This window comes from Streptomyces sp. NPDC111606 (assembly GCF_055656945.1).
The window spans coordinates 733,346-757,419 of the sequence record NZ_JBVKBY010000004.1 but is presented as its reverse complement, the minus strand read 5'-3'; the positions used below and the strand labels follow the sequence as shown (position 1 = coordinate 757,419).

At 70.3% G+C, this 24,074-nt stretch carries 19 protein-coding genes and 3 pseudogenes; 11 read left to right on the top strand and 11 right to left on the bottom strand.

The genetic code is table 11. The features are described from left to right. Nucleotides 1-249 precede the first annotated feature (249 nt). The 7 genes from ACZ7M7_RS18660 to dpgB all read left to right on the top strand — a co-directional run bounded on the left by ACZ7M7_RS18660 (nucleotide 250) and on the right by dpgB (nucleotide 11,252). Complete coding sequence (locus ACZ7M7_RS18660) at nucleotides 250-474, top strand: MbtH family protein (protein WP_383632701.1); 225 nt, start codon at nucleotides 250-252, stop codon at nucleotides 472-474. A 70-nt stretch (nucleotides 475-544) separates the two neighbouring features. Further along, nucleotides 545-2,629 carry an ABC transporter ATP-binding protein gene (locus tag ACZ7M7_RS18655; RefSeq protein WP_472117959.1) on the top strand — a complete coding sequence of 695 codons (2,085 nt, stop codon included), beginning with the start codon at nucleotides 545-547 and terminating at the stop codon, nucleotides 2,627-2,629. Between the two features lie 460 nt (nucleotides 2,630-3,089). After that, complete coding sequence (locus ACZ7M7_RS18650) at nucleotides 3,090-3,932, top strand: ParB/RepB/Spo0J family partition protein (protein WP_383632695.1); 843 nt, start codon at nucleotides 3,090-3,092, stop codon at nucleotides 3,930-3,932. A 367-nt stretch (nucleotides 3,933-4,299) separates the two neighbouring features. Further along, on the top strand, nucleotides 4,300-7,089 hold the full coding sequence (locus ACZ7M7_RS18645) for a helix-turn-helix transcriptional regulator (protein WP_472117956.1): 2,790 nt from the start codon (nucleotides 4,300-4,302) through the stop codon (nucleotides 7,087-7,089). 121 nt (nucleotides 7,090-7,210) lie between these two features. Beyond that, entirely contained in the window at nucleotides 7,211-9,337 is a 2,127-nt protein-coding gene (locus tag ACZ7M7_RS18640; RefSeq protein ID WP_472117953.1) for an aminotransferase class I/II-fold pyridoxal phosphate-dependent enzyme, read from the top strand. Nucleotides 9,338-9,459: 122 nt separating this feature from the next. Next, nucleotides 9,460-10,581: a 3,5-dihydroxyphenylacetyl-CoA synthase DpgA gene (dpgA, locus tag ACZ7M7_RS18635; RefSeq protein ID WP_383612599.1), complete on the top strand. Its 1,122-nt coding sequence runs from the start codon at nucleotides 9,460-9,462 to the stop codon at nucleotides 10,579-10,581. A 17-nt stretch (nucleotides 10,582-10,598) separates the two neighbouring features. Beyond that, complete coding sequence (gene dpgB / locus ACZ7M7_RS18630; RefSeq protein WP_383612602.1) at nucleotides 10,599-11,252, top strand: enoyl-CoA-hydratase DpgB; 654 nt, start codon at nucleotides 10,599-10,601, stop codon at nucleotides 11,250-11,252. A 206-nt stretch (nucleotides 11,253-11,458) separates the two neighbouring features. Here dpgB and ACZ7M7_RS18625 read toward each other — a convergent pair. After that, nucleotides 11,459-11,842, bottom strand: a pseudogene (locus ACZ7M7_RS18625) (IS110 family transposase); the annotation flags it as partial. A 229-nt stretch (nucleotides 11,843-12,071) separates the two neighbouring features. Here ACZ7M7_RS18625 and dpgC point away from each other — a divergent pair. Together dpgC and dpgD are read left to right on the top strand one after the other, a co-directional pair. Continuing rightward, on the top strand, nucleotides 12,072-13,424 hold the full coding sequence (dpgC, locus tag ACZ7M7_RS18620) for a (3,5-dihydroxyphenyl)acetyl-CoA 1,2-dioxygenase DpgC (protein ID WP_472117950.1): 1,353 nt from the start codon (nucleotides 12,072-12,074) through the stop codon (nucleotides 13,422-13,424). Next, entirely contained in the window at nucleotides 13,421-14,224 is an 804-nt protein-coding gene (gene dpgD, locus ACZ7M7_RS18615; RefSeq protein WP_383632686.1) for an enoyl-CoA-hydratase DpgD, read from the top strand. Before dpgC ends, dpgD begins: the two co-directional genes overlap by 4 nt. Before the next feature lie 155 nt (nucleotides 14,225-14,379). On the opposite strand, the pseudogene ACZ7M7_RS18610 reads toward dpgD, so the two are convergent. The 5 genes and pseudogenes from ACZ7M7_RS18610 to ACZ7M7_RS18590 form a co-directional block, all read right to left on the bottom strand. Beyond that, a pseudogene (locus ACZ7M7_RS18610) lies at nucleotides 14,380-14,565 on the bottom strand (transposase); the annotation flags it as partial. A gap of 299 nt (nucleotides 14,566-14,864) precedes the next feature. Further along, nucleotides 14,865-15,617, bottom strand: a complete 753-nt coding sequence (locus ACZ7M7_RS18605) for a sigma-70 family RNA polymerase sigma factor family protein (protein ID WP_472117946.1) — start codon at nucleotides 15,615-15,617, stop codon at nucleotides 14,865-14,867. Nucleotides 15,618-15,653: 36 nt separating this feature from the next. Next, nucleotides 15,654-16,400 (bottom strand): SDR family oxidoreductase, encoded by a 747-nt coding sequence (locus ACZ7M7_RS18600; protein ID WP_472117943.1) that lies wholly within the window; start codon nucleotides 16,398-16,400, stop codon nucleotides 15,654-15,656. Between the two features lie 86 nt (nucleotides 16,401-16,486). Next, a pseudogene (locus ACZ7M7_RS18595) lies at nucleotides 16,487-18,188 on the bottom strand (L-aspartate oxidase). Between the two features lie 109 nt (nucleotides 18,189-18,297). Next, nucleotides 18,298-19,197, bottom strand: a complete 900-nt coding sequence (locus ACZ7M7_RS18590; RefSeq protein WP_472117939.1) for an RNA polymerase sigma-70 factor — start codon at nucleotides 19,195-19,197, stop codon at nucleotides 18,298-18,300. Between the two features lie 211 nt (nucleotides 19,198-19,408). On the opposite strand from ACZ7M7_RS18590, the gene ACZ7M7_RS18585 reads away from it, so the two are divergent. Then, nucleotides 19,409-20,338, top strand: coding sequence for a UTP--glucose-1-phosphate uridylyltransferase (locus tag ACZ7M7_RS18585; RefSeq protein WP_383612620.1), 930 nt, complete (start codon nucleotides 19,409-19,411; stop codon nucleotides 20,336-20,338). A 47-nt stretch (nucleotides 20,339-20,385) separates the two neighbouring features. Here ACZ7M7_RS18585 and ACZ7M7_RS18580 read toward each other — a convergent pair whose 3' ends face one another. From ACZ7M7_RS18580 to ACZ7M7_RS18560, 5 genes are all read right to left on the bottom strand, one after another. Next, nucleotides 20,386-21,324, bottom strand: coding sequence for a hypothetical protein (locus ACZ7M7_RS18580; protein ID WP_472117936.1), 939 nt, complete (start codon nucleotides 21,322-21,324; stop codon nucleotides 20,386-20,388). Continuing rightward, a complete protein-coding gene (locus ACZ7M7_RS18575) occupies nucleotides 21,321-21,806 on the bottom strand; it encodes a hypothetical protein (protein ID WP_472117933.1) in 486 nt (161 codons plus the stop codon). Before ACZ7M7_RS18575 ends, ACZ7M7_RS18580 begins: the two co-directional genes overlap by 4 nt. Nucleotides 21,807-21,809: 3 nt before the next feature. Beyond that, on the bottom strand, nucleotides 21,810-23,033 hold the full coding sequence (locus tag ACZ7M7_RS18570; RefSeq protein ID WP_383612629.1) for a macrolide family glycosyltransferase: 1,224 nt from the start codon (nucleotides 23,031-23,033) through the stop codon (nucleotides 21,810-21,812). Nucleotides 23,034-23,149: 116 nt separating this feature from the next. Then, the gene (locus ACZ7M7_RS18565) at nucleotides 23,150-23,623 is read right to left on the bottom strand and encodes a carboxymuconolactone decarboxylase family protein (protein WP_383632674.1); all 474 of its coding nucleotides are present in this window, start codon (nucleotides 23,621-23,623) and stop codon (nucleotides 23,150-23,152) included. Nucleotides 23,624-23,725: 102 nt separating this feature from the next. Beyond that, nucleotides 23,726-23,854 (bottom strand): hypothetical protein, encoded by a 129-nt coding sequence (locus ACZ7M7_RS18560; RefSeq protein ID WP_472117930.1) that lies wholly within the window; start codon nucleotides 23,852-23,854, stop codon nucleotides 23,726-23,728. 34 nt (nucleotides 23,855-23,888) lie between these two features. Here ACZ7M7_RS18560 and ACZ7M7_RS18555 point away from each other — a divergent pair, with 34 nt between their 5' ends. Continuing rightward, nucleotides 23,889-24,074 carry a hypothetical protein gene (locus tag ACZ7M7_RS18555; RefSeq protein WP_328877672.1) on the top strand — a complete coding sequence of 62 codons (186 nt, stop codon included), beginning with the start codon at nucleotides 23,889-23,891 and terminating at the stop codon, nucleotides 24,072-24,074.

Below are 24,074 nucleotides of genomic sequence, written 5' to 3'. Positions count from 1 at the left end.
CCCCGCCGTCGGGGGCGCCGCACCCTGGTCGACCCGGTGTCCAAGTGCGCGGGTCGGCCGGTTGGACGACGCTGTCGCGCCGGGCGTCCGGCATGTGAGACCGTGGCCCGACTCCGCCCGCCGAACTGTAAAACCAAATACCTATAGCCGCGGATTGTTCCTCGAATTGGTGAACCTTGTTCGCCCCATAAGGGTCGGGCTAAGGTTTTCCCATCCATCGAGGAGTTAATTCGATCCGCGGGAGTGACTATGGTGAACCCGTTCGATGACGAAAACGGGACCTTTCTGGTGCTCGTGAACAGGGAAAATCAGCACTCGTTGTGGCCTGCATTCGCTGAAATTCCGAACGGTTGGCGGCTCGCTTTCGGAGAGGCCACGCGCAAGGAATGCCTCGCCTATGTGGAGGAGAACTGGACGGATCTCCGTCCGCAGAGCCTCATCGACGCGATGAGGGAGACCGAGGCGGCCCGCTAGTGGCCCGCCCGACCGCAGCGACGCTACCCAGGGAGTACCTGTGGCCATGATGGGCGGACCCGGCCCGGTCATGATTCGATCCGACGGGCCGGACTCCTCGAACAACACACAGCGGGCGAAGCCCGGAACGACGAGAAGGATCATCCCGTACACCCGCGGGCACCGCCGCTCCATCGGCTTTCTCGTGGTCTGCACCACGCTGAACGCCCTCTGCGCGGTCGCCCCGCCTCTGCTGCTCAAGTACCTGATCGACGACGGCATCATGGCCGGCGACACCGGGACCGTGGTCCGGCTCGCGGTCGCGGTCGCCGCGGTCTCCGTGCTGGCCGCCCTGGTGGGGTTCGGGGAGACCTGGTTTTCCGCCAAGGTCAGTGAGGGCCTGGTCTACGACCTTCGCGTGAAGGTCTTCGACCATGTGCAGCGCCAGTCGCTCGCCTTCTTCACCCGCGCGCAGACCGGCGCCCTGGTGAGCCGGCTGAACACCGACGTGATCGGTGCCCAGCAGGCGGTCACCCAGATGCTCTCCACCGTGATCTCCGCCGGACTGACCGTCCTGTTCGTGCTGGGCACGATGTTCTACCTGTCCTGGGCGATCACTCTGATCTCCCTGGTGCTGGTCCCGTTCTTCATCCTCCCCGGCCGCCTCGTCGGCCGCCGTCTGCAGGGCCTGGCCCGGCGGCACATGCAGGTCAACGCCGAGATGGGCTCGCTCATGCACGAGCGGTTCAACGTCGCCGGCGCGCTCCTGGCCAAGCTCTACAGCCGCCCCGACCGGGAAACGGACCGCTATGCGCGGCTAGCCGCCCGGGGCCGCGACATCGGCGTCCGCAACTCGGTCTCGATGAAGCTGCTCTTCCTGTCGACCATGTTCATCGGCTCGATCGCCACAGCCGTGGTCTACGGCGTCGGAGGGGTCCTCTCCGTGCGCGGTGTCTTCGAGGTCGGCACCCTGGTCGCCCTCGCGACGCTGCTCACCCGGCTGATGGCGCCGGTCGGGCAGTTGTCCAACGCCCAGGCCGACGCGATGACGGCGCTCGTCAGCTTCGACCGGCTCTTCGAGATCCTCGACCTCAAGCCGCTGGTCACCGAGAAACCCGACGCGGTGGCGCTGCCGCCCGCCGGGACCCGCGACGCGGCCCCCGACGTCGAGTTCCGTGGGGTGTCGTTCCGTCACCCGAGGCCCGCCGACGTCTCCTTGGCCTCCCTCGAGGACTTCGCCACGCCGACGCGCGAGCGCGACGGCGACAGCTGGGCGCTGCGCGACCTCAGCTTCACCGTGCCGGCCGGCAAACTCACCGCGCTGGTCGGCCCGTCCGGGGCGGGCAAGACCACCATCACCCACCTGGTGCCGCGGCTGTACGACCCGGAGGAGGGCACCGTCCTCATCGACGGCCGCGACGTGCGCGACCTGACCCTTCAGTCACTGAGCGACACGGTCGGAATGGTCACCCAGGACGGGCACCTGCTGCACACCACCATCCGGGAGAACCTGCTCTACGCCCGCCCGGACGCCACCGAGGAGGAACTGGTCGCCGCCTGCCGGGCCGCGCAGATCTGGCGGCTGGTCGCCTCGCTGCCCGACGGCCTGGACACCATGGTCGGTGACCGCGGCTACCGGCTCTCCGGCGGTGAGAAGCAGCGCATCGCCATGGCCCGGCTGCTGCTCAAGGCCCCGCCGGTGGTCGTCCTCGACGAGGCGACCGCGCATCTCGACTCCGAGTCCGAGGCCGCCCTGCAACAGGCCCTCAAGACCGCGCTCGCGGGCCGGACCTCGCTGGTCATCGCGCATCGCCTGTCCACCATCCGGGACGCCGACCAGATCATCGTCGTGGACCAGGGGCGGATCGCGGAGCGCGGCACCCATGACGAACTGCTCGCTCTCGGCGGGCTCTACGCCGAGCTCTACCGGACGCAGTTCGCCGGACCCGCCCTCGAGGGCGAGGCCGACATCGAGGCGGATGCCGAGGACCTGCCCGAGCAGCGGGTTCCGGAACCGGTGGGCCACGGCCCCGGCCCGGTCTTCTTCGGCCCTGGCGGACCCGAGGGCCCCGGTGGTCCGGGGATGCCCGGGCCCGGCCCCCGGCCGGTCGTCTTCGGTCCCGGCCCCCAGGGCCCGGGTGGCCCCGCCGGCCGGGGAGGTCCCCAACCCCACTGATCCCGCCCTCCGACCGGTGCCCGCGACGCCTCCCACAGCGTCGTGGGCACCCCCTTTGTCGGGCCCCCTAGGGGTAGGGGGCGTGCCCTCGAAGCTTGCAGGGGTTTCGCCCCGGATGTCGGGCTGTTAATTTCGGTCACATCTGAGCATGCATATGCCGAAGTTGTTGACATTGCGCCCCCGCATTCTTGCAACAGGCGGTCGATTCTTCGGCAGAAAGCGCGTTCGGGCGAGAAGTTCTTCTTCGTGGACGGCAACCGCCTTTCGCAGCAGCGTGGGGATGTAAGGAGCTGGGGTGGAGTCCGAGGGGGCAATAAGTCAGCAGCCCGTCGTGGAGGTCGAGATCGGCTCATTGAGCCTGTCCGGATCGCCGCGCCTGGCCGGAGAACGACCAGAGCACATACAGTTACTCGCGGCAGCTCAGAAGCCGCTGCCGCCGATCACAGTGCACCGGCCGACGATGCGGGTCATCGACGGCTACCACAGACTGAAGGCCGCCCGCCTGCGCGGCGAGCGCACGATCGCCGCCCGGTTCTTCGACGGCGACGAAGCCGCGGCCTTCGTCCTCGCGGTGGAGCTCAACGTCACCCACGGCCTGCCGCTCGCGCTCGCCGACCGCAAGCGCGCCGCCGAGCGCATCGTCGTCTCCCATCCGCAGTGGTCGGACCGGAGGGTGGCCTCGGTCACCGGGATCGCCCCCGGGACCGTCGGTGAGATCCGCCGGCGGGTCGTCCAGGTGTCGGGGCCGGAGGGGCGGCGGCTCGGTCAGGACGGCAGACTCCGGCCGGTCGACGGCAGCACCGGCCGCATCCTGGCCGGTGAGCTGCTCACGGCGAACCCGGACCTCTCACTGCGGCAGGTCGCCCGGGCGGCGGGCATCTCTCCGGAGACCGCCCGGGACGTACGCAATCGGCTGCGCAACGGCGAGGACCCCCTGCCCCGGCAGCGCCGGCGCAAGACGGAGGAGGTCCAACCCGAGGAGTCGGCTACTCGGGGGGAGTTCGGGGCTCTGCGGCTTGCTCGGCCGGGTCACCGGACCCGTCCGGACATCGCACCGGCTCCGGACCGCACCGTGTTGATCAAGCGCCTGAAGGCCGACCCGGCGTTGCGCTTCACCGACACCGGCCGCAATCTGCTGCGCCTGTTCGCTCTGCACTCGTTGCGCAAGGAGGAGTGGGAGGCGATCGTCAGCAACGTGCCGCCGCACTGCAGCGACATCGTGGCCGACCTCGCCCGGCAGTTCGCCGACCTGTGGTCGGACTTCGCCGAGCGGGTCAGGGAGGACGTCGCGCAGATCGGCTGAGTCAGTTCCTCGGAACGACGGGACCGTCGCGAAGGTTGCCGCTTTCGCGACGGTTTCCTGAGTGATGCGTGCTATCGGCGAAATGAGGCGAATCGTTCCGGCCATTTCTCGGCAGAATCGATGTATTGCTTTTGCGTCGTCCATGAATTCCTAGCAGTTCGATGTCCGAAACCCACCCCTCATTCCTCTCGGCGAGTGGCTGAAACTTTGCCGTGTCGGCGTGAATGGGCCGCTATCCTGGCGATGTCATTGCAGGTCAGGTCGCTGTTGTTCTGATCTCAATTACATGAGAGTTCGCACGTTGACAACGCCACGTCGGCCAATACGGAGTTGCGCTCACGGAATGGCGAAGGTACGGGGGGTACCTGTGAAGCTCAGCGAAAGGGACGAAGAGCTCGGTCTGCTACGAGGGCTCTACAAGGGGTGCGTGGCCGGAAAGGGCGCCCTGGTCATCGTCAACGGCCCCGTGGGGTGCGGCAAGACCGCCTTGGTCCGGACATTCGCCGAGCACGTCACACGGCAGGAGTGCGCTTTCCTGTCGGTGACCGGCTCCGCGAGTGAGAGCCTCGACAGGCTGGGACTCATCGACCAGTTGGTGACCGCTATGCATGCGGCCGGCCCGGCCGACGGCCCGTCGGCCGTCGCGGAGGTCGCGGCGGCCGCGGAGGCAAGCGGACGGGTGCCGCGCGCGCTGATGCAGCGCATCTACCAGGCCGTCGCAGAGCTCGCCGGGCGGGGGCCGCTCGTCCTGCACGCCGACGATGTGCACTTCGCCGACGAGGCATCGCTCCAGTGCCTCCGATACCTCGTACGGCGCATCGATTCGCTGGCCGTTCTGGTCGTCCTGACCGAGAGCTCCAGCCATGACCGCGCACTCGCCACGCTGCACGCCGAGACGCTGCACCTGCCCAACTGCCATCGGATCCGGCTCGGTCTGCTCACCGTCGACGGGGTCGCGGGATACCTGAAGGAGCATCCGGCAACACGTTCGGTGGTGCCGGAGACCGTCGAGCTGTGGGCCCGGACCAGCGGCGGGAACCCCTTGTTGCTGGACGCCCTGATCGACGACCTCGCCGAGCGGGGGACCGTGGAGACCGCGGGTCAGGGCGCCCCGGTGCCCGGCGAGTCCTTCCGGAACGCCCTTCTGCGCTGCCTGCACCGCTGTGAGCCGACCCTGCTCGCCGTCGCGCGCGCTGCCGCCGTCCTCGGCGAGTCGGTCACCCCGGCCCTGATCGGCGGCCTCCTCGGCGCTGACGCGACCTCCGTCCGCTGGAGCATCACCTGCCTGCGCGCGGCCGGCCTGTTCTCGGGCCCATGGTTCGGCCACGAGCCCGCCCGGCTGACCGTACTGGCGGACATCCCCGGCAAGGACCTCTCCGCCCTGCGGGCCCGAGCCGCCGAACTGCTTCGCGAGAGCGGCGCCCCCGCCGCGACGGTGGCCGCCCAACTGCTGGCCACCCACGACTCGGCCAAAGCCGCCTGGCAGCTCGACATCCTCCGGGAGGCCGCGCGCGAGGCCCTGGACGCGGGAGACATCGGCGCCGGCGTCGACTATCTCCGTCACGCCTCCGTCATCTGCACGGACGCCCAGCAGGAAGCGGAGGTGATCGCCGCCCTCGCGGAGGCCCAATGGCGCCTCGACCCCGCGAAGGCGTCCCGGTACCTCCCGCAACTCGGCCGGATGGTGCGCGCCGGTCTGCTCACCGGGTCCGACGCCCTGGTCGTGGTCAAGCAGAGAGTGTGGCGGGGTGAGTTCGCGCAGGCCGACGACCTGCTGCGGATCATCGAGGCGCGGGAGGGCGCCGACGCGCCGGGCGCCTGGCACCGGGCGGGCTATCCCCCTGCCGTCATCCGCTCGGACCACACCCTTGTCCGTGCCTGGCTGTCCTTCTGCTGCCCCGGTCTGCGGTGCGGCGCCAAGCCGACGACGCCTACGGAGGCGGAGGCAGCGCTCTCGGCCGGCCGCCTCGCCAGGATGTCGCCGCGCACCTTCCTCACCCTCTCGGCCGACCTGGTCGAGGTCGAGAAGGGTCGCGCCGCCGACCAGCTGCTGCGCGGCACCGGCATCGCCAGCCCGTTCGCGGACGCGCTGGTGGCGCTGATCTTCCTGATCGGGGCACAGCGGCTGGACGAGGCGGTGCTCTGGTCGGAGCGGCTGCTGGACGAGCCCCGCAACCGGAGGGTCCCCATGGGGCGCGCGCTCCTGGAGTCGATCAGAGCGGCCGCGGCCCTTGGCCGTGGCGATGTCACCGACGCGCGCGAGGCCGCTGGGATCGCGCTGAGCCTGGTCAGCCCCGAGGCTTGGGGCATCGCGATCGGTCTGCCGCTGGCCCTGGCGATCCGCGCGGCGACCGAGAGCGGCGATGTCGACGCGGCGAGGACCTACCTCGACCTGCCCGTTCCCATGGTCATGTTCGGCACCCCCTTCGCGCTGCCCTACCTCCATGCCCTGGGGCGCTTCCGTCTCGCCCTGGGCCGGCCGCGAGCGGCCCTGCGGGACTTCGAGTCGTGCGGCGAACTGATGGCGAAGTGGCAGCTCGACTTCCCGGAACTCGTGGACTGGCGCAACGACAGGGCCGCCGCCCTCATCGCCATGGGCGATCGTCAGCGCGCCCGGGAGCGGGTCGAGGAACACCTGTCGCGGCTCGGTGAACGGCCCAGCCGGGCCCGCGGCATCGCGCTGCGCCATCTGGCGGCGGTGGGCGCGCCCCGGCACCGGCTGCAGCTGCTCGAGGAGGCGGTTCGCATCCTGGACGCCTGTGGCGACGCTCTGGAGCTGGGGCGGGCGCGGGCCGACGCGTACGCCGCGCTCCGGGCGGAGGGGCAGAGCGCCGCACCCGAGTCCACTGATCCGCTGGCAGCGCTATGGGACGCTCCGTTCCCTCCGGCGCGGGGCGAGGGCCGCACGGGCGACACCGATCCGAACGCGGTGCCCGCAGCGCTGACCGAGCTCACCGAAGCGGAACGCCGGGTCGGAGCTCTCGCCGCTTCCGGCTGCACCAACCGCGAGATCGCCGACCGGCTCTCCGTCACGGTCAGCACGGTGGAACAGCACCTCACCAAAATATATCGGAAATTGAAGGTGCGCGGCAGGGCAGATCTTCCGCCCTCAATCGTGCGTCTTTCCGACTCCTTCTGCCCGCCTAATGGACGCTGAATAGCGCTCCGTCCAAGTGGCTGTTTCGGACCGTTGGACAGTGTTGTGACGGCGATTGCGATCGTGTGATTCTGGGCGTCGAAATCAACCTGCCAAAACCGATTCCGCCGGGAGGAATTCCATGGCCGGATGGAGTCTCGACGACCATGAACGGGCCTCGGCGGAGAACAGGGCGGCCTTCGGCCGGATCGGTCTGAGGCCGGGCCGGTTCACGCGGCCCGGGCCGCCCGACACCACCACGAAGATCCTGGACCGTCCCTGGTCCGCGCCGATAGCCGTCGGCCGGCTCGCCGGACTCGCGGACCCACCCACCGTGATCCGGGCGGCCGATGCGGCGGGACTCCCCGTCATCGGCACCTACGCCCAGGACCACGGTGACGTCGAGCGGTCACCGGCCGACGCGCAGAGCGCTGGGTTCGCCGCCCTCATACTCTCCCTGGTCCCCCGGCGCGGCGCCGAACCCCCGCGGCTCGCCCCGGGCACGTACGGCCCCGGCCCGCACCTCTCCCCACTCGCGGACTGGGCCGAGGTGGAGCGGTTGTGTGCCAAGTCCGCGCTGCCGGTGCTCGTCGCGGGTGTCCACACGGCGGCGGACGCCTCCCGCGCGTTGGAGGCCGGGGCCGCCGGTCTGGTCACCGACTCCCTGGACGCGCTGCCCGAGCTGGCCGCGGTCGCGGCCGGACACCAGCCGGTGCTGCTCAGCGGCGGCATCCGCCGGGGCGCCGACGTCCTGGTCTCCCTCGCCTCGGGGGCCGACGCGGTCCTCGTGGGACGGTCGCTGGACGAGCTGCTCGCCGACCGAGAAGCGGGCGTCACCGACGCCCTGGACACGCTCGTGCGCGAATTGGAGCAGGCGATGACGTTCACCGGCACCGCCACGGTCGCCGAGGCCCGCCCCGACAGCCTCCGTTTCGGACACCGTCCGCCGCCCTCCGTACGCCCGGCCACCGCGTACCCCTTGCGCAAGGACGACCTCCACCCCAGTCTCTCCGACCCCGTCCTGGACACGATGACCTTCCTCAACGAGGTCACCCACCGCTATCCCGACGCGATTTCCTTCGCGCCCGGCAGGCCCTACGACGGGTTCTTCGACACCGAGCAGATCTTCACGTACGTCCGCCGCTACCTGGACCATCTGGCCGCGCGGGGACACACGGAGCAGGACATCCGGACCGCCATGTACCAGTACGGTCCCACCGCCGGCCAGATCCGGGAGATCGTCGCCCACTCGCTGCGCGAGGACGAGGGCATCGACGTCCCGGCCGAGTCGATCGTGATCACGGTCGGCGCTCAGGAGGCCATGCTGTTGGTGGCACGGGCCCTGACCACCGGCCCCGACGACGTGCTCCTCGCGGCGAGCCCCTGTTATGTGGGCATCACCGGCGTGGCACGGTTGCTGGGCGTGCCGGTGACGGCCGTGGAGGAGCGGGATGACGGGTTCTCCTGCGCCGATCTGGAGGACGCGATCCTGCGGGAGCGCGCCCGGGGACGGCGCCCCCGCGCCCTCTACGTGATCCCCGATCACTCCAACCCCTCCGGGACCACGATGGACGCGCCGACACGCGCCGCGCTGCTTCAGACGGCGGAGCGCCACGGCATCCTCCTCATCGAGGACAGCCCCTACCGCAGGGTGAGCCCCGGTACTCCGCTGCCGACCCTCAAGGCCCTGGACCGTTCACACAGCGTCGTCCACCTCGGATCGTTCGCCAAGACGGTGTTCCCGGGCGCCCGGGTGGGCTTCGCCGTCGCGGACCAGCAGGTGGTCGACGACTCGGGCCGGACCGGTCTCCTGGCCGGCGAACTCGCCAAGATCAAGAGCATGGTGACGGTCAACACCTCGTCCCTGAGCCAGGCCGCCGTGGCAGGCGCCCTGCTGGCCGCCGACGGCCGGATCTCGGTGCTGAACAAGGCGCCGGCCGCCTACTACGGCGACGCCATGCAGACCACGCTGCGGAATCTGGACGCTCGTCTCCCGGCGGCCCGGCGTGCCGCTCTGGGCGTGCGATGGAACGAACCCACCGGAGGGTTCTTCCTCACGGTCCAGGTCCCTTTCCGGGCGGACAACGCGGCTCTGACCCGGTCGGCACAGGAATTCGGCGTCATCTGGACACCGATGAACTACTTCTATCCGCAGGGCGGCGGCCACCAGGCCCTCCGTCTTTCCACCAGCTATCTGACGACGGCCGACATCGAAGAAGGCACCGCGCGGCTCGCGCGGTTCATCGAGACACAGGCCTCGGCGTCGTGAATCACGGCCTCGGTGCCGAAGTCATCGCATTCGCATTCTTCCGGAAAGGCGAAGCAAATGATCGGGAACAGCAGCACGCAGCGACCGCGGTCCAAGCCGCGTATGTGGGGGTGGACTTTCCGATGACCATCAACCTGGACCGGCCCTTGGTTCTGACCGGTGACGGCGCTCTGAAGACGCCGTACCGTCCACGGATCGTGGGGGTGGGGACCGCCACGTCGGCCGCCGCCTACTCCCAGCAGGAGGTGCTCGACGCCTTCGGCATCACCGACCCCAGGGTCCGGTCCGTCTTCGCCAACAGCGCCATCGACCGGCGCCACCTGACCCTGCCGGAACCGAACACCGACGGTGTGCGTGCCCCCGAGCCGCAGGGCGACCTGCTCGACAAGCACAAGGCCATGGCGGTCGAGATGGGCGCCGAGGCACTGCGCGCCTGTCTGAAGAGGGCCGGCGCCGAACTCTCCGATCTGCGGCATCTGTGCTGCGTGTCGTCGACCGGCTTCCTCACCCCGGGGCTCAGCGCCCTGATGATCCGTGAGCTGGGCATCGACCGGCACTGCAGTCGCAGCGACATCGTCGGCATGGGCTGCAACGCGGGGCTCAACGCGCTGAACGTCGTGGCCGGCTGGTCCGCCGCCCACCCGGGCGAACTCGCTGTCGTACTCTGCACGGAGGCCTGCTCCGCGGCGTACGCGATGGACTCCTCGATGCGCACCGCGGTCGTCAACAGCCTCTTCGGGGACGGCGCCGGAGCGATCGCCCTGCTGACCGGCCCTGGTGACGAGGCGTCCGGAGCCGCCGAGGGCCCGACTGTACTGAAGTTCGCCAGCTGCATCATCCCCGACGCGATCGGCGCGATGCGCTACGACTGGGACCGCGAGCTGGAACGGTTCAGCTTCTACCTCGATCCCGAGATCCCCTACGTCGTCGGCGCCCACGCCGAGATCGTGGTCGACCGCCTGCTGCAGGACACAGGCCTGCGCAGGAACGACATCCGCCACTGGCTCGTGCACTCCGGCGGCAAGAAGGTGATCGACGCGGTCGTGGTCAACCTCGGACTGACCCGCCACGACCTGCGGCACACCGTCGGAGTCCTGCGGGACTACGGCAACGTGTCGAGCGGATCGTTCCTTTTCTCCTACGAACGGCTCCTCGACGAGCAGGTGACCCGGCTCGGCGACTACGGAGTGCTCATGACCATGGGGCCCGGGTCCACCCTCGAAACGGCCCTGGTCCAGTGGTGAAGACAGGAGAGAGTGCAGTGAGTCACGAGCTGACCTTGGCCATCGACGGCTCCCAGCCGCTGTCGATCAAGACCGTCAAGGACCTCACCGTCCTGTGCGACGAGGTGGAAGACGGCGGCGGGGCAGTGACCCTGCGCGTCACCGGAGTGCCCGGTCCCGGCTGGGCCGACGGCCTGGACGTCTCCCTCGTCACCAAGTGGGAACGGGTGCTGCGCCGGCTCGAACGGCTGCCCGCGGTGATCGTCGCGGTCGCGGCCGGTGACTGCGGCGGAACGGCCCTCGACGCTTTCCTCACCGCCGACATCCGGATCGCGACGCGCAGCAGTCGGCTGCTCCTGCCCTTGGACGGGGAGGCCACCTGGCCCGGCATGGCCGCGTTCCGGCTCACCCGCCTGGCCGGTGCCGCGCGCGCCCGCCGTGCCGTCCTGTTCGGGCACCCCATCCAGGCGCCCGAGGCGCTGATGCTGGGCATCGCCGACGAGCTCACCGAGACTCCGGACGCCGCGGAGGCCGCCGCCGTCCAGCGCGGTGAGGGACTGTCCGGCAAGGAGCTCGCCCTGCGGCGCCAACTGCTCTTCGACGCGGCGACGAGCAGTTTCGAGGACGCTCTCGGCGCGCACCTGGCGGCCTGCGACCGCGCCCTGCGGCGCGGTGCCGAGGAGGCTGCCTGATGCTGATGTCGAGCGATGAGGCGGAGTTGGGGGCGGCCTTCGTGGGGCTCGCGATCGCGGAGTATGGCGTAGACGACGTTGACGCGACGTCGGGCGAGGGCGATCAGGGCCTGGTGGTGCCGTTTGCCCTCGCTTTTCTTGCGGTCGTAGTAGGTCCTGGAGACGGGATCGCGCTCGATGGCGCAGAACGCGGACTGGTAGAGGACCCGTTTGAGGGCCTTGTCGCCGCCTGTGGCACCGCGCGAGTAGCGGATCCGGCCGGACTGGGACAGAACCGGGGCGAGCCCGGCCGCCGCGGCCGGCGCGTCCGGACCGGTGAATTGGTCGATGCCGCCGACCAGCGGGATGAACTCCGCGGTGAGAACTGCCCCCATCCCCGGCAGGCTGCGGTGGCTGATGGCCCGCAAATCGTCGCGGAGCATGACCTGTTCGGCGATCACCCTGGCATCACGCGGGTCGGACTTGTTCTCGCCGCCCCGAGTGCCGCGACGGGCCCGGTTGACGGCCAGGCCAGGCACGCGGACGCAGGCCAGGTCCGCGGCCGGCAGCACGGCGCTCAGCAGCCCGGCGATGCCGCCCAACAGGTCCAGCCCGACGGTGAGGCCGTCGTGTTCGGCCTGGACGGTGAGCAGTTCACCGACGTTCCGCCTGTCCTCGCCCTACTCAGCGATGGTCCGCAGAGCCTGATCAGCAGTCCGGAAGGAGTGGCGGGGCAGGGGAACAGCCTCTCCAGCCATCCAGCATGAAACCCATCCCTGCCCCGCTCGCGCGACCCCATCGTCGCGAACGACCGGGTCGTGCAAAGGAAGGTAGGGCCGCATGACGATCGTCCCGCTGGAGCAGGAGACCGCGCGCCAGGAGTGGTCGGCTCTGACGGAGGCCGCCGAGCGCGTGCAGAAGACGCTGGCCTCGCTGCCGGGCCCGACGCGGCGCACCCCGGAACAGCGGGACGTGGCCGAAGCGGTGAAGAACCGGGCCCGCGCCCAGCGCGCCCGGTTCCTCGACGAGCACGGCGACACCGTGTACGACCGGCTCACCGAAGGGCGGACCCGCAGCCTGCGGATCGACGAACTGGTCGCGGCCGCGGCGACCGCCTTCCCCGGCCTGGTGCCGACGGCCGACCAGCTCGCGCAGGAGCGCGGCCGGCCGCAGGCCGACAAGGAAGGCCACGAGATCGATCAGGGCATCTTCCTGCGGGCCGTCCTGCTGTCGCACTCGGCCGGCCCGCACCTCCTCGACGCCATGCTCCGGCCGACGGCCAGGGCACGGCGGTTGCTGCCGGAGTTCCTGAACACCGGCGTCGTGGAGATGGAGTCAGTACGGCTGGAACGCCGCGATGGCGTGGCACGCCTGACGATGTGCCGGCACGACCGGCTCAACGCCGAGGACAACCAGCAGGTCGACGACATGGAGACGGCCGTCGACCTGGCCCTTCTCGATCCGGCCGTCCGGGTCGGTCTGCTGCGCGGCGGGGAGATGAGCCATCCCCGCTACCGCGGCAAGCGGGTGTTCAGCGCGGGCATCAACCTCAAGTACCTGAGCTCCGGTGACATCTCCCTGGTCGACTTCCTGCTGCGCCGGGAACTCGGCTACATCCACAAGCTCGTCCGCGGCTTGCTCGCCGTAGACGCCGTAGACGCCGTAGACGCCGTAGACGCCGAGGACGGCGGGGACTGGGCTGTGTGGCACGCGCCGTACGTCGAGAAGCCGTGGGTCGCCGCCGTCGACGGCTTCGCGATCGGCGGAGGCGCCCAACTGCTGCTGGTGTTCGACCATGTCCTCGCCGCATCCGACGCCTACCTCAGCCTGCCGGCGGCCAAGGAAGGGATCATCCCCGGCGTGGCCAACTTCCGCTTCAGCCGGTACGTCGGGCCCCGTCTGTCCCGCCAGGTGATCCTGGAAGGCCGCAGGATCTGGGCCTCGGAGCCGCAGGCGCGGCTGCTGGTGGACGAGGTCGTGGACCCGCAGGAACTGGACGCCGCCGTCGAACGGAGCCTGAACCGCCTCGACGGCGAGGCGGTGCTCGCCAACCGGCGGATGCTCAACCTCGCCGAGGAGCCTGCCGAGGCGTTCCGCGCGTACATGGCGGAGTTCGCACTCCAGCAGGCACTGCGGCTGTACGGGGAGGACGTGATCCACAAGGTCGGCAGGTTCGCGGCGAGGTCGTCATGACCGACGACCGCCCCCGGGTGCGGTACGAGAAGAAGGACCACATCGCCCGCGTCACCCTCGACCGTCCCGAGGTGCTGAACGCGATGGACCTCCGTATGCACGAGGAACTCGCCGGTGTCTGGGACGACGCGGAGGCCGACGACGACATCCGCGCGGTGGTCCTGACCGGCGCGGGCGAGCGGGCCTTCTCCGTCGGGCAGGACCTGACGGAACGCAGCCGCCTCGACGGAGCGGGGACCCCTCGGACGACGTTCGGCAGCCGGGGCCTGCCTGGCTGGCCTCGGCTCACCGAGCGGTTCACGCTGTCCAAACCGGTGGTGGCGCGGGTCAACGGCTACGCCCTCGGCGGGGGCTTCGAGCTGGCACTCGCATGCGACATCGTCGTCGCCTCGCACGATGCGGTGTTCGCACTGCCGGAGGCGCGGCTCGGGTTGATTCCGGGGGCGGGCGGCGGCTTCCGGCTCGCCCGCCAGCTGCCCCTCAAGACAGCCATGGGGTATCTGCTCACCGGCCGCCGCATCGACGCGGCGACGGCTCTGCACTTCGGACTGGTCAACGAGGTCGCCGAGGAAGGGGAGCTGGACCGCAGGGTCGCCACCTGGACAGATGACCTGATCCGCAGCGCCCCCCTGTCGGTGCGGGCCATCAAGGAGTCCGTGATGCGATCGCTCGACCAGTCGCTGGAGGAAGCGTTCGCCACCCGGTACGTGTGGGAGGAACGCCGTATGCACAGCAGGGATGCGGTGGAAGGCCCCCGGGCGTTCGCCGAGAAGCGTGATCCGGTGTGGTCCGGCGGCTGAGTGAGGGGGAGGCGCGCCCGGGCTCGCCGATGCGGCCGCGGACGTCGGCGAGCCCGCGCCTTTCGGCTTTCCGACCGTGCGCACCGGCCGGTCGGGTCGGGACGGCGCGGCGGTCGGCCCGTCCGCCAAAGGTCGCCCGCAGCGGCGGACGTGCCATCCCTGGGTCGTGCCGACGCGTCGTCGCTGACCTGGCCGTATTCGGCGCCGCAGAGGGCGTCGGCCTCGGCGGACATGAGAGCGTCGGCGAACGTCTTGACCATCGCGCGCAGTAGATCGGGACTCGCCGCGGCGATGTTGTCCTCGGCGAGGGCATACAGGGGCATACCCGGCGGTGCAGTCATCGTGCTGATCGCCTTCGAGCTTCGACACCTCGAAGATCAGTCGGCGGCCCTTCAGCTATGCAGGCATCAGCCAGAACCCGGGCAAACCCCGGCACCGCCCAGGTTGCCCGAGACGGCATTGACGCCGCGCTCGGAGCGGCTGGGGCGACAGGCCGATGGGGCGCGGCGTGGTCGACCCGGGGCGCAAAGGACACGTGCATCAAATTCCGACAGTACGCGACATAACGGCAGGGAAGTCGTGATCGCCACACACACAGCTCGCACAGGCAGCCGAAGCGGCCTGGACACCCCGGTCGGGGTCAACGCCGCCCGCCGGTGCCGGGTGAAGGGCGGTTCCAGGTGCGGAGCTTGTCCGGGTTGAGGGTGCCCCACACCTGGACGACCTGAGGGCCGGCGACGTCGAGGCTGATGACGGCGGCCACCTGGGGGCCGTGGCGCACCACCAGACCGGTCCGTCCGTTGACGGGGTGGGGGTGCAAGCTGGTCCGTGGATGGCGGGCCAGCAGGGTCAGCAGGGTGCGGGCCACGTGGGTGTTGCCGTGTACCGGGTTGATCAGGGTCCGCACCTTGCCGCCACCGTCGAAGAAGGCCGTGGCATCGGCCGCGAGGAGGGACGTCAGGAGACCCTCGTCGTGCGTCACGCAGGCCAGATGCACCGCACGGGCCACCGTGTCCTGCTGCCGGGCCGACGTGGGGCGCTCGCGCCGAGCCCGCAGGCTGCGCCGGGCCCGGTCGGCCGTTTCGGCCCCCAGGGCTTCGGCGGCAAGCGGCTCGGTCCGGCGCACGAGGTCGGCGACCGCACCGGCCCTGTCCTGTTCGGGCAGGGCCGGCCACGTCAGACAGATACTCCCGGCGACGCTCGCCAGCCACGAGCGCGGGGCCGTGATCCGCGCCCGCACCGGCTCGGGCAGCTCGAACCACCGTCGGTACGTCTCGTCGATGACGCGCTCCGCCGCACGGCTGCTGCCGAGCATCCAGTACGCGACATGCAGCAGATGCCGCCGTTCGTCGAGCAACTCGGCGATCGGGACCGTGTCATCCGTACCCGCCATACGGCATCTCCCGGGGCTGGGGCCACGTCGCAGGACCTACTGCTGCTTCGCGAGCCAGTCGGACAGCCTGGTCCCGGCGATGTGCGCGTCCGGACCCGGCAGGAGGGTGGTCTCCTCCAACTCGGCACCGGAGTACGGGGCGTGCGGGTCGGTGACGACCGTGCGGGGGTCGTTCTGGGCGGAGAGTGTCTCGCGGATCAGCTCGTCGAGCTGGAACACGTCGGGGCCCGCGATCTCCACCGTGCCGTTGACGGGATCGCCGACCGCGGTACGGCCGACGGCCGCTGCCACGTCGTCGGAGTGGATCGGCTGGAACTTGGCCGGGGCCAGCCGCACCGTGTCGCCCTCGGTCGAGATGTCCGCGATCCCCTTGATGAACTCGAAGAACTGGGTGGCGTGGACGAGGGAGTAGGGCATGCCGGACGCCTTGATCAGCTCTTCCTGGGTCTGCTTGGCGCGGAAGTACCCGCTCTGCTGGAGGCGGTCGGTGCCGACCACGGACAGCGCGACGTGGTGCGTCACGCCGGCCTCGGCCTCCGCATCGAGCAGGTTGGCGGTGGAGGTGCGGAAGAAGTTCATGACGGCGTCGTCCTCCCACGAAGGGGAGTTGGACACGTCGACCACGACCGACGCGTCCTTCAGGACCTCGGCGAGGCCCTCGCCCGTCAGCGTGTTGACGCCGGTGTTGGGCGCGGCCGCGACCGCCTCGTGCCCGTGCTCCTCCAGCTTGCCGACGAGCTTCGAACCGATGAGCCCGGTTCCACCGATCACTACGACCTTCATGGCGGTTTCCTCTCGGAGAGAATTCTGGTCTGCACTTGAAGTGACAGGACAGGGGCCCTACTTGTGACAGCGGCTCGCCCAGCGGCTCACTCGGCGAGCTTGCCGTCGGTCGAGACCTCCTCCATTCAGCGAGGTGATCTCGTCGGGAACGCTCGGAATGCTCTCGCGGGTGACACCGGCCGTCGGGGACCACACGAGATTGACCTGCAGAGCGGGGTCCAGGTCGGGGTAGTCGCTGCGGTTGTGACAGCCGCGGGTCTCGCGACGCTCCAGCGCCGCTTCGAGGGTGGCCCTCGCCGCCAGCGCGGCGGACTTGAGATCGAAGGCGTGCGCGAGGTCCTGATATCCGGCGATGTCGGGGTGGACGCCGACGTCCGCCATCCGCTTCTCGATCACCGCGAGCTCCGCCAGCCCCGCACGCAGGCCCTCTTCGTCGCGTACGACACCGGCGTGCTCGGTCATGGTGTTGCGGATGGCGCGTTGCAGGGCACGTACGTTCTCCGGTCCGTCCGCCGCGAGGAGGCCGTCGACCTCCGCGCGGGCCTCGGCGATGGCCGACGCCGACCGGCGCTGCGCGGTCAGGGACTGCGAGTACGCGGCGGCCGCCCGGCCCGTGATACGGCCGAAGACCAGCAGCTCGATGAGACTGTTGCCGCCGAGGCGGTTGGCGCCGTGCAGTCCGCTCGACGCCTCACCGATGGCGAACAGGCCCCGCACATCGGTGCTGTGGTCCTCGGGACGCACCCACACGCCGCCCATCGAGTAGTGCGCGGTGGGCGCGATCTCGATCGGCTCGCGGGTGATGTCCAGCATCTGCAGGTCGAGCATCGTCTGGTAGACGCGGGGGAGTCGCGTCATGATCGTCTGCCGGGGCAGATGCGAGACGTCGAGCCACACACCTCCCTTGGGGGTGCCCCGCCCTTCCTTGATCTCCGTGTAGGAGGCCAGGGCCACGCGGTCTCGGGTGGACAGCTCCATCCGGTCGGGGTCGTAGCGGGCCATGAACCGTTCCCCGAGGGCGTTGCGCAGGATCCCGCCCTCACCCCGGGCGGCCTCGCTGACCAGGGTGCCGGCCGCGTTCTCCGGCTCGATGATGCCGGAGGGATGGAACTGGACCAGCTCCGGATCGCGCAGGCGGGCTCCGGCCTCCACGGCCAGACGGAAGGAGTCGCCCGTGTTCTCGTCGCGCCGCGAGGACGTGCGCCGCCAGATCCGGGTGTGGCCGCCCGCGGCGAGGATGACGGCGTCGGCGTGGATCACGCAACGCCGCCCGGTCGCGAGGTCGAAGCCGTAGGCACCGAAGACGGCACCGTCATGCACCAGGAGCCGGGTGATGTAGAAGCCGTCGAGCACGGGGATGCTGAGCTGCTCGGCGCGGCGGACGAGGGTGCGCTGGATCTCCAGACCGGTGTAGTCGCCGGCGAAGGCGGTGCGCCGGAACTTGTGCGCGCCGAAGAACCGCTGCGAGATACGGCCGTCCTCCTCCCGGGCGAAGGCCATGCCGAAGCGTTCCAGGTCGTCGATGCCCCGGCCGGCGCCCTGGGTGACGATCTCCACGGTGCGGGGGTCGGCGAGCAGGTAGCTCTCCTTGATCGTGTCCGCCGCGTGCTGTTGCCAGCTGTCCTCGGGATCCATGGTGGCCAGGGCCGCGTTGATGCCTCCGGCGGCGAGTGCCGTATGGGCGTCCTCCTTGGGGCGCTTGCCCACCGCGAGGACGTCGACGCCGGCCTCGGCCAGCTCGATCGCCGCGCGAAGGCCCGCACCTCCGGTGCCGATCACCAGCACCATGGTGGAAAGACGTTGTTCGGTGACTGCCACGGTCTTCTCCGATCAGGGGGCGTCACCCACTACGACCGACCAGGGGTCGGATCTGTGACAGCACCCGGCAGGAGCGTTCTCAGCCGGTCAGCGAAGCCACGTAGGGGGTGAGCTTGGCCGGATTCATGACCCACATGATGCGCTCGATGCCGCGTGCCGACACGTCGACGCAGAGCAGCGCCATCGGGTTGCCGTCGGCCGAGACGACGAGGACGGCCGGCCTGCCGTTGGCCTCGACCCAGCGCACCTCCGTCGAGGGCCAGAACCGTGGGGCGAAGGCGGCAAGGTACTTGGAGACGTGCTCGAGCCCGACGACCGGGATCCTGGACGCCCCGCGCATTCCGCCACCGTCGGCGTAACTGACCACGTCCTGCGTGAGGACCTCCTCCAGCACCGACAGACTGCCGGTCTGTGCCGCGGCGAGGAACGCCTCCAGCAGGCGCCGGTGATCGGTGGAGCTGACCGGCTCCCTGCGCTCCGCCGCCAGGTGCTTCTTCGCGCGGCTCACCAACTGGCGGGTGTTGGCCTCGCTGGACTCCACGATGTCGGCGATCTGCTTGTAGGGGTAGGCGAAGGCCTCCCGCAGCACGTAGGCGGCCCGTTCCACGGGGTTGAGCTTCTCGAGGAGCAGCAGCACAGCCATGTCGAGTGCCTCGGCCCGCTCCGCACCCACCTGCGGATCCGCCCGGGTGTCGACCGGTTCCGGAAGCCAGGGGCCGACGTACGACTCACGCCGCATCCTCGCGGACTGGGCGAGGTTGATCGCCAGCCGGGTCGTGACGGTCGTCAGGAACGCCGTCGGCTCCTTGATGTCGGTGCGGTCGGTCTTCTGCCACCGCAGCCACGCCTCCTGGACGATGTCCTCGGCCTCCACCGTGCTGCCGAGCACGCGGTAGGCGATGCCGAAGAGCTGGGGGCGCGCTGCCATGAACTGCCGTGCGGCCTGGTCGAGGGGGGCTGCGTCATCCTCGGCGGGCATGGAGTCCTCCAGTCCTGGACGACCAGGCTACAAGCGGGCATCCCAGGGCGCGCGCCGCCGGGAGCCACCTTCCCCGGACGTCCGTCAGAGCTGCCCGGGCCCGGCCGCGATCCGCGAATGAGGCGGTCGGCGGGGTCGTGGCAGGCGTTGGTAGCGTCGAACACGTGCCGTGTCCGCCGGTGCGGCGCGTCGATCGACCGAGAGAGATGTGATGTCCCCGACGATCCGCAGGGCTGTGATCCCCGCCGCGGGACTCGGCTCCCGCCTGCTGCCCCTGACGAAGGCGACACCCAAGGAGATGCTCCCGGTCGGCGACAAGCCGGTCATCGAGCACACGGTGCGTGAGCTGGTGGATTCCGGCATCACCGACATCACCATCGTGGTCTCCGGCGGCAAGAGCCTCATCCAGGACCACTTCCGCCCCAACCCCGCCCTCGTCGAGCAGCTCCGCAAGGACGGCAAGACGGCGTACGCCGACGCGGTGGAGGAGGTCGCCGAGCTGGCCCGGCAGGGCCACATCACCTACCTCGACCAGTACGGCCCGTACGGCAACGGCACCCCGGTGCTGAACGCCGCCCGCTCCTTCGGCGACGAGCCCGTGCTGGTGCTGTGGCCCGACGACGTCTTCGTGGCCGAGGTCCCCCGCGCCCAGCAGCTGATCCGGGCCTACGAGCAGACCGGCTGCCCGGTGCTGGCCCTGCTGCCGATGGACCCCACCGAGTCCCAGCGCTACGGCGTGCCCATCGTCAAGGAGGACCTCGGGGACGGCCAGTTGCGTATCACCGGTCTGGTCGAGAAGCCCGAGCCGGCCGCCGCGCCATCGTCGTACGCGGCGATCGGCGGCTATGTCGTCACCCCCGGCATCATCGACGAACTGCGCGAGCAGACCCGCCGCTGGTACGAGCACCGGACCGGCGAGGTCTATCTGACCGACGCCATCAACGCCTACGCCGCCACCCGCGCGGTGTACGGCCAGGTCATCAAGGGCCGCTGGTACGACACCGGCAATCCGGCCGACTACCTGGTCGCCCAGATGGCCTTTGCCCTCGCCCACCCGGAGTACGGCCCCCTGCTGCGCGGCCTGGTCTCCGGGCTCGACGCCGACGGAGCCGCCGCCGGCCGCACGGAGACCGACAGCTGATCCGCCGACACGGAGTCTCATGGCACGGAGCCTCATGACATGGGGCCTCATGACATGGTGCGGTCCGTCGCCGCCTTCGCCCAGTGCCGGGCGCGGATGAGTGCGATCACGGTGTCGGCCGTGCGGTCGAGGTGGCTGCGGCCCTCGGGCAGCCGAGCCGACGGGCTGATGTAGCTGCGCGGACCGAGGTGGGTGGCCGGATCGAGTCGGTGCACGGTGATCTTCCCTGCGCGGCGGGCACGGTTCCATCCGCTGCCGCGCAACAGCCGCCAGCGCTGCGGGAACATCCAGGTGCCGACCCGCTCGATCCGGTCGTACGCGCTGGTGAGTTGATGCAGGTGCTCGGCCTTGGCGAGGTCGTTGGCGCCGTTGTGGAACCCGCCGAGCGTGATCAGCAGGAGCGGGCAGCGCAGCCGGGTGTGCAGTTCGTCGACCGCGCCGGTGGCGACCTGGGCGCCGCCGCTGTAGCTGAGCAGCACCACGGGGATGCCGCTGTCGGGCTCGTAGCCGGCGAGCCGCAGCTGGGTGGCGATCTGGGAGCCGACGGCCCGGTTGTAGAGGGGGCGGTAGCGGTGGTCGGCGGCGACGAAGATCTGCATGACGTTGTGCAGGAACAGCAGCAGCCCGACGCGGCGGCGCAGCCACGCCCACACCGGCCGGTCGGCGAGCGGGTCGGCCAGCGGCGAGTAGGGCTGCACCTGCCCCAGCACGCGCAGCTCCGGCGCTGCGGCGAGCACGGCCTTGACCAGCTGACCGCCGTCCCGGGTGTCGCGCACGCGGCGCTTCCCGATGCCGTCCAGGTAGACGAGGTAGGCCTCCGGGGGCCGGTCGGCGGCAGCACCCCGGGCATAGGGCACGCCCTCGGGGAGCTCGCTGGTGGGGGCCCGGAAGCCGGCGCCGTAGGCCAGCACCTCGTAGCGGGCCAGCAGTCCTTCGGCGAGCAGGACGGGCCCGAGTACGCAGGCCCAGAACAGGAAGTCGTTCATGCGACCGGCTCCGGTGTCCGGGGCGCACTGATCCGTACAACGAGGCGCCGAACGGCCTCCACGGCGACACCGAGTCCGGCCCCGGCGACGGCCACGCAGCCGGCGGCGCCCCACCAGCCGAGCCCGGTCGCCGTCGCCAGCGGGTCGGCAAGCCCGGCGCCGACCCCCACGAAGAGCAGCAGGTGCAGCAGCGGCCCGAGCAGGGGGAAGGCGAGTACGGCCGAGAGCATCAGCGGCGCGACCAGGCCCGGTGTCCAGCCCATCCCGTCGCCGGGCGGTGGCGAGGACACCACCAGCTCGGCCAGGGTCCAGGCGGTGAGCGGCCACAGCGCGAACACGGCGGTCTCGACAAGGCCGGCAGCCGGCAGCAGCCCGGCCACGAGCAGCCGCGGCATGCCCGGCCGACGGGCCAGCAGCGGCAGGATGCGCCCGGCGGCCTCGGACAGCCCGGCGATCAGCAGCAGGACGGCGACAGCGGACATCGCTCAACCTCGCCGCGACGGGTCGGCGGGGACCGGCCGGCGGACCGAGCCGGCCGTATGCACGTACCGCTCCAGTTCGTCGGCGGCCCGCCGAAATCCACCGGCGTCGTGCTGGGCGGCCCTGAGGGTCGTCGCGGCCGCCCGGAACGCGGGCTCGTGCAGCAGACGTCGGGCGAGGGCGCGCACCGGGCCCTTGGCGACGTCCTGGGTACGGAGCGACAGGCCCGCGCCGAGCCCCGCGACACGACGGGCGATCATCGGCTGGTCGGCGCCCTGCGGAACCACCAGCATCGGAACCCCGGCGTACATGGCCTCGTTGACGCTGTTCATGCCGCCATGGGTGATGAACAGCGCCGCCCGGGCCAGTACCTCCGGCTGAGGCACGAAACGCCGGGGGAGCACGTTGGCCGGCAACGGGCCCAGGGCGTCGGGATCGGTCTGCCCGGTGGAGACGATCACGGTGCCGCCCAGCGGGGCGAGTGCGGTGGCGAACGTGCGCAGCAGCTTCGGGTCGGCGTTGAACACCGTGCCGAGGGAGGCGTACAGCACCGGATCCTGGAGCCGGTCGGCCTTGAACGACGGGTCGACCGGGCGGGCGCCGATGCTCGGGCCGACGAACCGGTAGGACTGGTCGAAGTGCTCGACGGCGGGCTGGAACGCCGGTGAGGTATAGACCAGGTTGAGCGGCTGACGGATGTTCAGCAGGTCGAGCGGCGGCACCCCGCGCGTGTCGAAGCGGCGATGCAGCTCCCGGCGGGAGCGCAGGTAGCCCCGCACACTGCGGGGTTGCCTCCGTGCCGCCGCCAACAGCTGCCACGACCCGCGGGTGGGGCTGGGGACCTGCCGGTTGAAGGCGAACGTGGTGAACGACGAAGCCGCCGGTACGTCGAGTTCACGAGCGGCCACCGCGCCCCACAGACAGGAACTGTCGTGGACGATCAGGTCGGGCCGGTCGCGGCGCAGGTCGTCGAGCACGGCGGGCAGCAGCCGGACGGCGGTGCCCGCGAGGGACTCCAGCAGCGTGACCGGCGTCGGCGGATCGGGAAGCGGCAGTTCGCCTCCGGGGTAGGGGCGCACGGTCGCGCCGGTGGCCTCGATCTCCGCACGGAACGCGGGCGAGGTGTGGTAGGTGACGGTGTGGCCGCGCCGGACGAGCTCGGCCACGACCGGCAGGGTCGGGTTGATGTGCCCGTGCATGCCGATGTTGAGGAACGCGATGGTGCTCACAGGCCGGCCTCCACCAGGGAAGAAGTCGATGTCCCGGCCGGACCGGCGGCCACCGTGGTGCACGGGGCCGCCAACTCCTCGATCCGGGACGGCAGTCCAGCCCCCGTCATGACCGGTCAGCCGAACTGGCCGGGCTGGTAGTCCCCGGCGGGCTGCTGGTTGATCACGTTGATGCGGTTGTAGGCGTTGATGACCCCGAGGAGGGAGATCAGGGCCACCAGCTGGTCCTCGTCGAAGTGCTTGGCGGCGTTGGTCCACGCCTCGTCGGAGACACCGCCCGCGGCATCGGCGATGCGGGTGCCCTGCTCCGCCACTTCCAGGGCGGCGCGCTCTGCCTCCGTGAAGACCGTCGCCTCCCGCCAGACCGCGACCAGGTGGAGGCGCTGCGCGGTCTCGCCGGCGTGGGCCGCATCCTTGATATGCATGTCCGTGCAGAAGCCGCAGCCGTTGATCTGGCTCGCGCGGATCTTCACCAGCTCCTGGATGGCGGCAGGCAGGGTCGAGTCCGACACCACCTTGCCGGCCGAGTTGATGTGCTTGAGGACCTTGCCCGCCAGGGCGTTGCCGAAGTAGTTGAGACGCGATTCCACGGGATCTCCTTGTCTTGAAGTGGGGTACGCCCTACTGACCGGAGTAACGCGGAACCTGTGACAGGACGAGGTATGTGAGCTGCGTCTCACCCTCCGTAGAACTCAACTGTCCTTCGCGGCAGGGGAGTTCTGGGCGCGGTCGGTGCGCATGGTGGAAATGTTGAAGAAGGTGCCTATGTTGCCTTCTGGGAAAAGATGCGCGCTCTGTGACTGTGTGGTGCTCTGGGTCATGGAGGCTATGGCTGACCCCAGAGGAGATGGTGATATGCCTTCCATTGACAAGGCGATCGAAGAGATCACGGGTGTCCGGACCGACCTGGAGGCGGCACTTGACCCTGCCGAGTCCGACGGCGTCTTCCGCGACAGCCGTGAGTGCGCCGCCCTGGCGCTGCTCTCCGCAGACACCAAGCTGCTGCTGTCCCCGCCGACCCCTCGCCCCAAGAAGGGCTGA